The organism is Pseudomonas morbosilactucae (genome assembly GCF_023241665.1).
GTDB lineage: Bacteria > Pseudomonadota > Gammaproteobacteria > Pseudomonadales > Pseudomonadaceae > Aquipseudomonas > Aquipseudomonas morbosilactucae.
Genome location: NZ_JALQCX010000026.1, coordinates 169247 through 181471 on the forward strand (window position 1 = coordinate 169247; position 12225 = coordinate 181471).

General features: G+C 59.4%; 14 protein-coding genes and 1 pseudogene. 9 read left to right on the top strand and 6 right to left on the bottom strand.

The features are described from left to right. The first annotated feature begins 77 nt into the window (after window positions 1–77). Together M1B35_RS15210 and M1B35_RS15215 are read left to right on the top strand one after the other, a co-directional pair. Window positions 78–485, top strand: coding sequence for a DoxX family protein (locus tag M1B35_RS15210; protein ID WP_268262392.1), 408 nt, complete (start codon window positions 78–80; stop codon window positions 483–485). A gap of 12 nt (window positions 486–497) precedes the next feature. Then, the gene (locus tag M1B35_RS15215) at window positions 498–1241 is read left to right on the top strand and encodes an SDR family NAD(P)-dependent oxidoreductase (RefSeq protein ID WP_268262393.1); all 744 of its coding nucleotides are present in this window, start codon (window positions 498–500) and stop codon (window positions 1239–1241) included. Window positions 1242–1298: 57 nt separating this feature from the next. Here M1B35_RS15215 and M1B35_RS15220 read toward each other — a convergent pair whose 3' ends face one another. Both M1B35_RS15220 and M1B35_RS15225 read right to left on the bottom strand, forming a co-directional pair. Continuing rightward, window positions 1299–2510 carry an MFS transporter gene (locus M1B35_RS15220; protein WP_268262394.1) on the bottom strand — a complete coding sequence of 404 codons (1212 nt, stop codon included), beginning with the start codon at window positions 2508–2510 and terminating at the stop codon, window positions 1299–1301. Between the two features lie 87 nt (window positions 2511–2597). After that, window positions 2598–3620, bottom strand: a complete 1023-nt coding sequence (locus M1B35_RS15225; protein WP_123334016.1) for an alpha/beta hydrolase — start codon at window positions 3618–3620, stop codon at window positions 2598–2600. A gap of 269 nt (window positions 3621–3889) precedes the next feature. Between M1B35_RS15225 and M1B35_RS15230 the strand changes: the two genes are divergently transcribed. After that, window positions 3890–4822 (top strand): AraC family transcriptional regulator, encoded by a 933-nt coding sequence (locus M1B35_RS15230; protein ID WP_123334014.1) that lies wholly within the window; start codon window positions 3890–3892, stop codon window positions 4820–4822. 30 nt (window positions 4823–4852) lie between these two features. On the opposite strand, the gene M1B35_RS15235 is transcribed toward M1B35_RS15230, so the two are convergent. After that, window positions 4853–5767 carry a LysR family transcriptional regulator gene (locus M1B35_RS15235; protein ID WP_123334012.1) on the bottom strand — a complete coding sequence of 305 codons (915 nt, stop codon included), beginning with the start codon at window positions 5765–5767 and terminating at the stop codon, window positions 4853–4855. Window positions 5768–5946: 179 nt separating this feature from the next. Between M1B35_RS15235 and M1B35_RS15240 the strand changes: the two genes are divergently transcribed. Further along, window positions 5947–6960 carry a zinc-dependent alcohol dehydrogenase family protein gene (locus M1B35_RS15240; protein ID WP_123334010.1) on the top strand — a complete coding sequence of 338 codons (1014 nt, stop codon included), beginning with the start codon at window positions 5947–5949 and terminating at the stop codon, window positions 6958–6960. Between the two features lie 130 nt (window positions 6961–7090). Here M1B35_RS15240 and M1B35_RS15245 read toward each other — a convergent pair whose 3' ends face one another. Beyond that, window positions 7091–7567, bottom strand: a complete 477-nt coding sequence (locus M1B35_RS15245) for a hemerythrin domain-containing protein (protein WP_123334008.1) — start codon at window positions 7565–7567, stop codon at window positions 7091–7093. 291 nt (window positions 7568–7858) lie between these two features. On the opposite strand from M1B35_RS15245, the gene M1B35_RS15250 reads away from it, so the two are divergent. The 5 genes from M1B35_RS15250 to M1B35_RS15270 all read left to right on the top strand — a co-directional run bounded on the left by M1B35_RS15250 (window position 7859) and on the right by M1B35_RS15270 (window position 11442). Further along, entirely contained in the window at window positions 7859–8434 is a 576-nt protein-coding gene (locus M1B35_RS15250) for a TetR/AcrR family transcriptional regulator (RefSeq protein WP_123334006.1), read from the top strand. A gap of 418 nt (window positions 8435–8852) precedes the next feature. Further along, window positions 8853–9407 carry an OsmC family protein gene (locus tag M1B35_RS15255; RefSeq protein WP_268262395.1) on the top strand — a complete coding sequence of 185 codons (555 nt, stop codon included), beginning with the start codon at window positions 8853–8855 and terminating at the stop codon, window positions 9405–9407. A gap of 97 nt (window positions 9408–9504) precedes the next feature. Next, window positions 9505–10278: an SDR family NAD(P)-dependent oxidoreductase gene (locus tag M1B35_RS15260; protein WP_123334002.1), complete on the top strand. Its 774-nt coding sequence runs from the start codon at window positions 9505–9507 to the stop codon at window positions 10276–10278. A 71-nt stretch (window positions 10279–10349) separates the two neighbouring features. After that, on the top strand, window positions 10350–11048 hold the full coding sequence (locus tag M1B35_RS15265) for a DsbA family oxidoreductase (RefSeq protein ID WP_268262396.1): 699 nt from the start codon (window positions 10350–10352) through the stop codon (window positions 11046–11048). 64 nt (window positions 11049–11112) lie between these two features. Beyond that, window positions 11113–11442, top strand: coding sequence for a thioredoxin family protein (locus M1B35_RS15270; protein ID WP_268262397.1), 330 nt, complete (start codon window positions 11113–11115; stop codon window positions 11440–11442). Here M1B35_RS15270 and M1B35_RS32250 read toward each other — a convergent pair. Then, window positions 11439–11903, bottom strand: a complete 465-nt coding sequence (locus tag M1B35_RS32250) for a hypothetical protein (protein ID WP_425273414.1) — start codon at window positions 11901–11903, stop codon at window positions 11439–11441. The genes M1B35_RS15270 and M1B35_RS32250 overlap by 4 nt on opposite strands. Continuing rightward, window positions 11897–12225, bottom strand: a pseudogene (locus M1B35_RS32255) (hypothetical protein); the annotation flags it as partial. The pseudogene M1B35_RS32255 and the gene M1B35_RS32250, both read right to left, overlap by 7 nt.

The following is a 12225-nucleotide window of genomic DNA, read 5'->3' on the forward strand; positions in this document are numbered from 1 at the left end:
TCCTACTTGTGAACTTTCATGTTAGGCGACATCGTGAGCCCAAGTCGAAGTAATACACGTGCTCAGGAAGCCGCTTAATGATCGCCATTTATGGGTATTGGATCAGCACCATGCTGTTGTCGTTGATCTATCTAGTCTCCGCAACGTTGTACATCTTCAAAAGAAACTGGGTGCGCGAAGTCTTTGCGGGTCTCGGTTATCCCGAGTACCTGGTGCCGCTGCTGATCGCGGTAAAACTCCTTGTCGTGGCGGTGATTCTGTCGCGCTTCAGTGTGGCGCTGAGTGATCTCGCCTATGCCGGAATGTTCTATCACCTGCTGCTGTCCGCGGCAGCGCATATCGGGGTGGGCAAGCCGCGCGAGGCCCTGCCGGCGGCGCTGTGCCTGGTGCTGCTGGCCACTTCTTTCCTGACTCAAAACAGCGCCCGAGACTGGCCGTCGCCCTACGGGCGGGTGGCCACGGAAAACCTTGCAACCCTTAACTGATTGGAGAACACCATGTCCCGACTCAACGGAAAAGTAGCCATCGTCACGGGCGCCGGCCGCGGTATCGGCCGCGCGACGGCCAAGCTGTTTGCGGCCCAGGGCGCGACGGTCGCGGTGGTGTCGCGCACGGCGGCAAACGTCGATCAGGTGGTGGCCGATATCCAGGCGGCGGGGGGGAGCGCCCTGGGGATTGTCTGCGACATCGCGGACCCTGGGCAGGTCCAGGCGGCGGTCGACCAGGTGGCGTCGGTTTACGGCCGGATCGACATTTTGGTGAACAACGCTTTCGACCCCAGCGCGGTATTTTCATCGGTGCTGGAGTTGCCGGTGGAACAACTGCAGCGCAATTTCGAGATGGGGCCGATTGCCTATCTGCGCACCATGCAAGCCTGCTACCCCCATCTGAAGGCGAGCGGAGCAGGGCGGGTGATCAACTTCGGCTCCCTGGCCGGGGTGATCGGGATGCAGGGTTATGCCCCGTACAACATGGCCAAGGAAGCGGTGCGCGCCCTGACGCGTTCGGCCGCCCGGGAGTGGGGCGCCGACAACATCACCGTGAATAACCTGCTGCCCGTCGCGGACACCTGGGGCTCGGCCTACGATGCGCCAGCGCCGACCAACGTTCTGGGGCGCTATGGTTCGCCGGAAGATGACATTGCTCCTGTGGTGCTGTTTCTGGCCAGCCAGGATGCGCAGTTCATCACCGGCTACAGCTTGACGCCGGACGGCGGTCAGATCATCGACAGCGCCCGTTAAGTTCGGCTTCAGGGCTGCCAGCAAGGCACCGATCACCGGACCTTGCTGCGGGCCGAGTCATGCATTGGCATGGCCTGTAACCGGGGCGGTGTGCGCGGCGGAACGTGCTGCCAGGTAGGCGAGTACGGCGGCCAATACCAACAAGGCCGCGCTCAGTTCGAAGGTGGCCTGGTAGCCGCTGACGTCGAACACCAGGCCGCCCACGGTAGCGCCCAGGGCGATCGCCAGCTGCACGATCGCCACCATCAAGCCGCCTCCGGCTTCTGCGTCGTCTGGCAGGGTGTTCGCCAGCCAGGTCCACCAGCCCACTGGCGCCGCTGTTGCCAGCAGGCCCCAGAGCCCAAGCAGCGTCATGGTGATGGCGGGCGAGCTGCCAAAAGACACCAGCGACAGGGCGATCACCGCCATCAGCATCGGGATGGCAATCAGCGTTCGGTACAGGCCCTTTTTCAGCAAGGCTTCAATCAGGAGGGTGCCCACTAACCCGGCCACACCCAGCACCAAGAGCATCAGCGAGAGCATCGAGACGCTGACGTGGGTGATGCCTTCCAGGAACGGCCGCAAGTAGGTGAACAACATGAACTGGCCCATGAAAAACACGCTGACCGCCAGCATGCCCAAGGCCACCGGTGCCTGGGCCAGCGAGCGAAACGGATTGCCGCGGCTGGCGTGCCGGGGCGTCTTGATCGAGGGCAGGCTCGCCAGCAACCACAGGGCGGCGATCATGGCCACCGGCAGGATGCAGAAAAAGGCCCCGCGCCAGCCGATCAACGCCCCGAGAAAGCTCCCCAGGGGCGCGGCAATCACGGTGGCGAGGGCGTTGCCACCGTTGACGATGGTCAAGGCGCGCGGCACCTGGTCAGCGGGTACCAGCTTCATGGCGGTGGCTGCCGACAGCGACCAGAACCCGCCAATGGCCACGCCAATCAGCGCCCGGCCGAGCATGAAGATCAGGTAGTTCGGCGCGTACGCCACCACCGCTCCGGACAGGATCATCAGCAGGGTCAGGGCGATCAGCAGTCGTTTGCGGTCGACTCGCGCCGCCACCGAGGCGATGAGCAGGCTGGTGATCAGGGCGAATAGCCCCGAGACGGAAATACCCTGGCCGGCCTGGCCTTCGGTGATGTTCAGGTCGGCGGCAATCGGCGTCAGCAGGCTGACGGGCATGAACTCAGAAGCCACCAGGGCAAAGGCGGCCAGGGACATGGCCAGTACCGCGCCCCAGGCGGGCCGAGCCTGCCGGGACGGGAGAAGAGGGTGAGCGGTCATTGCTTGAATCCTGTCATGCCTGAAGCCCCGCGGCCTGATCAACCAGGCCGCAGAAAGTGCCGGCGCCCGGGCAGGGCGCCGATTCGATTACTTCAGGTTGCTTTTAAAGAAGCTGCCCAGTTTGGCGAAGGGAATGAGGTTGACCCGGTCGTAAAGATCCACATGCCCGGCGCCTGGAATGATCACCAGTTCCTTGGGCTCGGCGGCGCGCTGGTAGGCGTCTTCGCTGAATTCCCGGGAGTGGGCGTCGGCGCCGGTGATCAACAGCAGAGGCCGCGGCGAGAGGGTCTCGATGTCATTGAACGGGTAGAAGTTCATGAACTTCACGTTGCTGGTCTGGGTCGGCATGGTGGTGTGTTGTGGCGAGGCCCCGGCCGGTGTGACTTGCCCGCGTGGGGTGCGGTAGAAGTCGAAGAACTCATCGCCGATGGCGTTGCCGGTCAGCTTGAGTGGCGTGCCGCCGGTGTAGCGGATTGGCCCCCCGGTGAATTCTGCGTAACGCTGTTCGGCGGCGTCGCGAAGGACTTGCTGGCGTTGCTCCAGGGTCACGGCGTGCTTGAGGCCGTTACGGTTGGCGGCGCCCATGTCGTACATGCTGACGGTGGCGATGGCTTTCAGGCGCGGATCGATCTTCGCCGCGCTGATGGCGAAGCTGCCACTGCCGCAGATACCCAGGACGCCGATTCGCTCACGGTCGACCAGGGGGGAAGTGCCGAGGAAGTCCACGGCGGCGCTGAAGTCTTCGGCGTAGATGTCCGGTGAGACCGCATTGCGCGGCGTGCCCGCGCTTTCTCCCCAGAAAGACAAGTCCAGGGAGAGGGTGACAAAGCCCTGCTCGGCCATTTTAGTGGCGTAGAGGTTCGCGCTCTGCTCTTTGACCGCGCCCATGGGGTGGCCGACGATGATCGCGGCATTATAGGCGGTGGCGGCCAGGGCCTTGGGCACGAACAGGTTGCCCGCCACCTGCATGCCGTACTGATTCTTGAAGGTGACTTTTTCCACGGTCACCTGGTCGCTTTTGTAGAAGTTGCTCGCTGCGTTCGACATGTCGGCACCTAGTGAAGAAACGGAGGTAACAAGCAGCCCGAGGGCAAGAAAAATGCCTTTCATTGGAGAGTCCTTGTCATGGAGGGGGTTGGGGTAATGGGTTATGTCGGGGGCGTTCGACGTCGGCCTTCATTCCGTCAGGGGCGTTATCGATTGCTGGTTGAGATGGCGAACCCTGGGTGGCGTTGGTCGGTACATTTTCCCGACCCACTCAGCGGTTCTGTAGTGCATTACACTGGATTACTTGCCTGATCCTATGAGTCTTGATCGATTGGCAAGACGCTGGCGGGCTGCCGAGTTACAGTTTCGGCGGACCTGGCAAAGAGCACAGCATGAACAACATCCACCCCGACACGGCGCAGCCCAACACGGCTCATTCCGCAGCCCCGCAAGAGGCGCTTGCGCAGAGCATTGGCGCGCGGATTTCAACACCCGGAGACTTCACCACATCGATTCCGGGCCTCGGCCTGTTCCGCCGCGAACACCCGTCGCCGCCGGTGGTGTGCATGGTGGAGCCGAGCATCATTCTGGTGGCCCAAGGCGAGAAGCAGCTGTGGGTCGGGGGCGAGGGTTACCCCTACGACACCTCGCGCTTCTTGGTCACCTCCCTGGACTTGCCCGCCAACTCGGAAGTCCTGGCAGCACGCCCCGAACGGCCCTGCCTGGGGCTGACGTTCAAGCTTGACCTGCGCATGCTGGCGGAGCTGATTGCGCACAGTGAGCTGCCGCCAACCCGGGACCGTCCAGTGGTGACGGGCGTGGGCATCGGCACCGTGACCGGCCCCTTGCTGGCATCGTTCGAGCGCTTGCTGGCGTTGCTCGATGAGCCCGAGGCCATTGCCGTGCTCGCGCCCCTGATCCAGCGGGAAATTCACTACCGCCTGTTACGCAGCGACCAGGCGGGTCGGTTGCGGCAAATCACCTCGGTCGATGGCCAGGGCTATCGCATCGCCAGGGCCATCGATTGGCTGAAACTGAATTACACCTCGGCCCTGCGCGTCGATGAACTCGCGTCTCGGGTGCAGATGAGTTCGGCGACCTTTCACCACCATTTTCGCCAGCTCACCGCCATGAGCCCGTTGCAGTACCAGAAATGGCTGCGCTTGAACGAGGCCCGGCGATTGATGCTCAACGAACACCAGGACGTCTCCAGTGCGGCCTTCAACGTCGGTTATGAAAGCCCCTCGCAGTTCAGCCGCGAATACAGCCGGCTGTTTGGTGCGCCGCCCAAACGTGATATCGCAACCTTGCGCGGGGCGGGCTGACCCAGGAAATGAGGCTCGCTTGCTGAGGCGTTACGGCTCCAGCCAGGCCGCGTGCAACTGCGGAAAATGCGTGTGCAGCCACTCGATGAACACCTGCACCTGCGGCGCGATATGGGCCCGGCTGGGGTACAACAGGGTGACCGGGCGCGGGGCCGGGCGATAGGGTTTTAGAATCTCCACCAGGGCGCCACTGCCGAGGTATTGGCTGACTGCAATACCGGGCGCCTGGATGATGCCGAAACCGGCCACGCCACATTGCACATAGGCATGGGACTCGGTGACGGTAATTCCGGCATTGCTGATATAGGCCTGGTCCTGGCCGTCGACCCGGAAATGCCAGGGCAATGTCCGGTTGCTGTGGCCCGAGAGGAAATTGACACCTTGATGCGCCGCCAGATCTTCCAGTCGCGTCGGCTCGTTGTGTTCGAGCAGGTAGCGGGGGGCGGCGCAGGTCACCATGGTTGCCATGCCCACCGGACGGGCGATCAAGGTCGAGTCCGGCAACTCGCCCAGGCGCAGCGCACAATCAATGCCTTCGCCCACCAGGTCGACCGTCCGGTCGGTCACCCCCAGGGTCAGGTTGATGCCTGGAAATGCCGCCGTGAAGCCCTTGAGGTTTTCGATGAGTTCAAGTTGGGCAAAGGCGGTCGGGATATCGATGCGCAACCGGCCACTGAGGGTGGCCCCGGACGGGTCGAACATGGAGGTTGCCGCGCTGATGCTGCCGAGGATCTCCACCACCCGTTCGTAGAATCGCTCGCCCTCGGCAGTCAGTGTGACCTTCCGGGTGGTGCGCTGGAACAAACGCACCCCCAGCGACGACTCCAGCTCTTGAATGTAGCGGGTGACTTGGGGCCGCCCGATCTCCAGGGACTCGGCGGCCTTGGTGAAGCTTCCGAGTTCGGCGAGCCGGGCGAACAAGCGCATCGATTGAAGCAGTTCCATGATCTGTCCTGTGGGGCCTTCGAGGGGGCATCGAGTGTAGGATCGCTGATTGTTGCGTATGGGTAGAACAATCATGTCCTTTTATACGCATTTATTGCCCCGGGCCAAAGGCGAAAGATACGGCATGGCCACGCCGCCCCCTGGCGTCGCCACCCCTGACAACGCTTTGGAGATACGCAATGAAGGCTTGGCTACTGAAGGATTTCGGACTGAACCACCTGCAGATGGGGGAAGTCCCCGTCCCCGAGCCCCAGGCCGGTGAGCTGCTGGTGAAGGTCGGTGCGGTTTCGCTGAATTTTCGCGACAAGGCCATCGTCGATGGCATCTATGAACCGCACAAGGTTCCGAAAAACCTGATCCCCGTCAGCGATGCCGCCGGCACCGTGGCAGCGGTGGGTGAGGGCGTCACCCGCTTCAAGGTGGGCGATCGCGTCAACTCGCACCTGTACTCCCGTTGGTTGGACGGGGAGCCCGGCCCGGATGAACCGGATTACTGCTTTGGCTCGCCGCTGCCCGGCGGCTTGGCGGAGTACATGATCATTCACCAAGACAGCGCTGTGGCTGCGCCAGGCAATATGAGCGACGAAGAGGCCGCCACGTTGCCGATTGCCGCGCTGACGGCCTGGTATTCGCTGGTTGATTTCGGGCAGCTGCAGCCGGGCCAGACCGTGCTGGTCCAGGGCACCGGCGGCGTCTCCATTTTTGCCGTGCAGATTGCCACGGCGTTGGGGGCAAAGGTCATTGCCACCTCCAGCAGCGACCACAACCTGCAAGCCGTGATGAAGCTGGGAGCGGTGGCGGGCATCAACTACCGCAGCACCTCCGAGTGGGAGGCCGAAGTGCTCAGGCTCACCGAGGGTAAAGGCGTCGATCTGCTGCTGGATGTGGCCGGTGGCAACGGCATCAACCAGTCCATCGCCGCCACCAAAGCCGCCGGGCGCATTGCGCAGATCGGCTTTCTGACCGGGCAGAGCGTGCAGCTCAACCTGATGCCACTGATCTTTCGCCAAACCACCCTGCGCGGTATTGCCGTGGCGCCGCGTTCGTCGTTCGACCGCATGAATGTGTTCTTGAACGCACACAAGATCCGGCCGGTCATCGATCAGGTCTATCCGTTCGACAAGGCCCGTGAAGCCTACAAGCACCTGGCCAAGGGCGCCTTTGGCAAGGTGGTGATCAAGGTCGGTGATTAAGGGGACTGTCGCCCATGAACTCGGGTCGGTGCTTTAGGCCGCCAACGCTGCGACCGACCAACAGGCCGACCTGAACCTGAAAAGCCCCGCGAGAGCGGGGCTTTTTTACGTTCGATCAGGTGAGGGTCGATCAGGCGGCGAGTTCAGGGCCGGAAAGGGTCTTTTTGTAGTCCGCTTTCAGCGCTTCCATCTGCTGTCCCAACTCGTCCAGCTTGGCCTTGCCCAGCAGCTTTTTCGCCTGAGGAAACATCTCGGTTTCCTCTTCTTCGATGTGGTGTTCCAGCAGCTCCTTGACCACTTTCACGCGGCCGGAAAACTCAGGGGTACCCGGGCTGGTCTCCTTCAAATCCGGCAATACCAGGGAGTCCACGGTGCGGTGTTCTTCCTTGGCCTCGTAATACATCACGTCTTGCTCCTTGCCGCCGGCTTCCTTGAAGGCCGGGTAGAGGATTTCTTCTTCAAGTCGGGTATGGATGGTGATCTCCATCTCCAGCTTGGCCAGCAACTCCGTGCGCTTTTTGACACCGCGCTCGGTGGACTCGCTGAGTTGGGCCAGGATGGCTTTGACGCGTTCGTGATCAGCTTGCAGCAGGTCAATGGCGTTCATATCGGATTCCTTGGGTCATCACGGTGAGACGCGCGCCGATCAACAGGCCAACGCTACGCCTCAGGGGTAGCTGCATCGGCTGTGCCAACCACCGTGATTTATAAAGTCGTTGCAAACCAATGGCTTGTTGGGTCAGGCAACGCCCGGGCTCGGGTGTTTTGCATGATGGGGCGGTATTGCCAGTGCATTGCGCGGGTTGTGAAGGCGAGCTAAGGAGGCTGTTGCCGGAGCGCTGTCTTATAGGGAGGTACTAATTTATGATGCCGCATTGAAAAATTTGGATGCAGGATCATGAGCACACGTTCTGACCTTCTCACCTGTGCGGAACTATTGTTACGCACAAAGGGCTATGCGGCATTCAGCTATGCCGATCTGGCAACTGAGATAGGCATAAAGAAGGCAAGTATTCATCACCACTTCCCGACGAAAGAAGGCCTGGCAATTGCTATTGTCGAGAGCTACCTGTTCAGATTCAAGAAGCAACTTGAACGCATCAATGATGAAAATATCAGTGTCATGAAGCGACTCGAGGCTTTCGCCCAGATGTTTTCTGAAAGCAGTGAGAACGCAATGTTGCCGCTGTGTGGCGCCTTGGCGGCTGAGTTACTGGCGTTGCCGGAAAGCCTCAAGGAAATGACTCGGGACTTTTTCGAAATCCATCTCGACTGGCTTCAAGACAATGTTCGCAATGGTCAAGCAGACGGAGAGATCAAGGCTGAACTGGATGCAGTCAAGATCTCCAGGGTGATCTTGAATACGCTTGAAGGAGGCAGCTTTGTGTCCTGGGCCTTGAATGACCAGTACGCGCAATTTTCCGGATTCGAATTCATTCTGGATAGCCTGCGGGCTGCAAAAACCCACCACTGATACCTCCGCGAGGTCGGGGTTTCCTTGTCTGTTATTGTCCCAATCAACTAGGCTTGATTCGCTTTTTTAAAGTGTTCCGGCGGCTTCAGTCCGCCGAATACGTTTCCTTTGTGTCATCCGAAAGTCTGGCCAGAGCCAGATGAATGGACCCTGCATCTCTGCGTCTCCACCCAATTCAAATCCCTGAATCTTGCAGCGGCCCCGGCTGTGGGCGTCGATTGTCTATTGCCTTGCACCTGCTGTCCCAGCGAAAACAAAGCGTGTGGGCGGAATACTGCTGCCAGCAGCAAAACAGTTTGTGTATTTCTCATCGTGATAACGCCGATCATTGGAAATGAATTGAAAGCCTATCTACCAGTTGGTAGAGTAATTTCTCTTCCGGGCTTTAGCGCCCCTGCATTCAATAAGGATTGAATCGATGAGTAATAACCTGAACGGTATTGATGTAGCTGCACTCCAGCAGTTCGCCCAAGGCGTGGCTGAGGATGCGTCCAAACGTCAGGCGGGCTTTAACGTAAAGACGAAATGGGAGCATCAGACCCGCTCGGTGGCCAAGGTCAGCCGTTACAGCCTGGCCGGTGAAACCTACCCACGTGATTTCGAGATCGTTGCCGATGAGCCAAACGAGTTATTGGGTCAGAACAGCGCTCCTAACCCACAAGAGCTGTTGATGGCGGCACTCAACGCATGCATGTCAGTCGGTTATGCCGCCAACGCCTCGATGATGGGTATCAAGATTCATAGCCTGGAAATCGAAACCGACGGCACCCTCGATTTGCGTGGTTTTCTGGGGCTCGATGAAAGCGTCAACCCGGGATACGACGAAGTGAATGTGGTGATTCGCCTGCATACCGACGCCTCCCGCGAGCGTGTTGAAGAACTGCACAACGTGGTGCTCAAGACGTCTGTCAACTATGCAAACTTCTCGAAAGCCATCCGCATGGTGCCCACCCTTGAAGTTCGTGAGGACTGATCTCACTGCCCGGGTGTTTTGAAGTCGTCATGCCCCCACAAGGGCATGGTTGCCTCGGTGTTTAACTTTACGGAACCTTGCTTGATCGGAGCGTGCAATGAGTGATTTTTTCAAAGGTAAGAAGCTGTTGGTCGTCGGCGGTACCAGCGGCATGGGCCTGGAAACCGCGCGCATGATGCTGAAGGCGGGCGGTAGTGTGGTACTGACCGGCAGTAAACAAGAAAAGGCCGAGGCGGTACGCCGCGAGCTGAGCGCCTTGGGCTCTGTGTCCGTGATCGTCGCTAACCTGATGACTGAAGAGGGTATGAACGCCGTTCGCCAGGAAATCAACGATCATCACAGCGATATCAGCTTTATGGTGAACTCGGCTGGGATCTTTGTCCCCAAGCCGTTCACTGAGCATGACGGGGCTGAATATGACATGTACCTATCGCTCAACCGTGCGACTTTTTTCATTACCCAGACCGTGGTCAAGAACATGTTGGCGGCGCGGCGCGAAGGGGCGATTGTCAACGTTGGCTCCATCGGTGCCCAGGCAGCATTGGCGGGTTCACCGGCCTCTGCCTATTCGATGGCCAAGGCGGGCCTGCATGCGTTGACACGCAATCTGGCCATTGAGTTGGCTCACTCCGGAATTCGAGTCAATGCGGCCTCGCCAGGGATCGTCCATACCTCGATCTATGAAGGGTTCATGGACAAAGAGGCGATTCCGGAAGCGATGAAGTCCCTCAACGCCTTCCACCCGCTGGGGCGAGTCGGTCTTCCTGAGGATGTCGCCAATACCATTCTGTTCCTGCTCTCTGATAAAGCGTCCTGGGTCACCGGCGCGATTTGGGATGTGGATGCGGGCGTCATGGCCGTACGTGCTTGAGCAAAAGAGTCTCCTGGCGGCGTTTTAACATGAGCGGCGCGACCTTCATTTCTTTCAACGCAGGATGAGTCATGCAACCCCCTTCAAAAAAGTTCGCGGTGGATATCTGGTCTGATTTTGTCTGCCCCTGGTGCTGGGTCGCCAAGCGTCGTTTCGAGCAGGCACTCGATAAATTTGCAGAAAAAGATCAGGTGCAAATAAACCTAAGAGCTTATCGCCTGGCGGCGGATCACGTGCCAGAACCGATGGTTGCAGCCCTGAAGCGCAAGCTCGGCAATCCTGATTCCGCTGTCGCGATGATGAACACCGTCAGTAAATATGGCCGGGATGCAGGGCTTGATTATCGGTTTGAAAGCATGCTGTTTGGCGATACCGCCGATGCCCATGTCCTGGTCAAGGCGGTTGCGGACGAAGCTGTAAAAAAACGTTTGTTCGAGGCGCTGTATGAGCAAAGCACCCGCCACGGTCAGTCGCTGTTTGAGCGAGGCAGTCTGGAGACCATAGCCAAGGCCGTTGGCGTTTCGGATGCCTCAATCCAAATGGCGTGGTCGTCCGTTGAGTTGCGCGTAGAGATGGAGGAGGACGAACATGTGGCCGCTCGATTGGGTTCGGGCGTTCCGCTGTTCGTATTCAATAACTCCTTCTCAGTATCCGGTGCTCAGCCAGAGGCCGCGTTTCTCGAGGCACTGAACAAGATGCGGGCCAATTCAGAGCTCGATGAGCAATCGTTTAGCAGCCAAGTCTGTGGCATTGATGGTTGCAAGGTTTGATTGATAGAGGAGGCGCGGCACCCGGGGGTGCCGCCTTTTCAATTGCATTGAATACGAGGTGCTGATGAGCCGTATCGTTGAGTTGAGTGCTCCGCAGTTCGCCCGATTTGTGGCCAAAGGCAGCAGCGTCGTGCTGTTTTCAGCGTCTTGGTGCAAGCCGTGTCAGGAGATGAAGCCGGTGTTTCATGCTCTGGAAGAAAAACTTCACGCCTTGGCGGCTTTTGCAAAGATTGATGTGGCGGTCTCTCCGACCATTACGCAAATGTATGGTATCCGGGCAGTGCCATCCTTGGCTGTGTTTCATGAGGGGCGGCTGTTGCGGGTCATGCCCGGCTCTCGCTCAGTTGGAGTGATGAAAAAATCCATTCTCGCGGAGCTGGAAGAGGTGGTTTAACGCACCTTTTCGTCACGGCTCAGGCTGATTGGGCTGGCGTTCTTTTCTACCCCTCGGATCTGCCCCAGGCCAACTGGCGAGGGGGGCGTAAGGTCTTCGTTGAACATTTTCGTTAACAGCGCGTAGGCCTGCTTGTAAGCGTCGTATTTGAACTCGGTGTCTTCCACCGGTTGCACGGCCACTCCCTCCCGCATCTGCCGGTTCAGACGTCGAAAACTGTCGGCGCGCTCCCGAGCCTCGCAACGGCCAATGCTCAGTTGCTCCAGCGCTCTGCCACCCCAGGCCAATGCGCTTTCAAACGTCTCGCATTCGCCCGCATCCATGCCCATCTGAGGCAAAGCACTGCGGTGTCCCATGTCGCGTGCGTGCACCATCAGTTTCAAGTTCGGCAAATGCATCTTGGCCAGTTGGGTCAGGGCCAGGTTATCGCCCTGATCGTCAATAGGGTTGACCATTACCAAGGCTTGGGCATCGCCGTAGAACGCCTCGATCCCGGATTTGCGCAGTGTCTGGATGTGGTCGGAATCATGGTCAAGTACCCCCCTGCAACGCCCAAAGACATCAGCAAGCGCCTTGCGATCTGGCCGAATCGTCCGTGGTTTTTCTGGTCGATCAGGTCTGCCTCCTGATGGTCTTGTTTGCCGTGGGGTTCCAGCCGATTGAGCAGGGGTTTTACGCACAGAGACAACGCCACAGCCAGGGTCAGGCAGCTACCCCATGGGTCGGTCAGTATGTCGGCGACGGTCGCTGCGCCGAACACAACGAAGGCGAATTCGTTGCCTT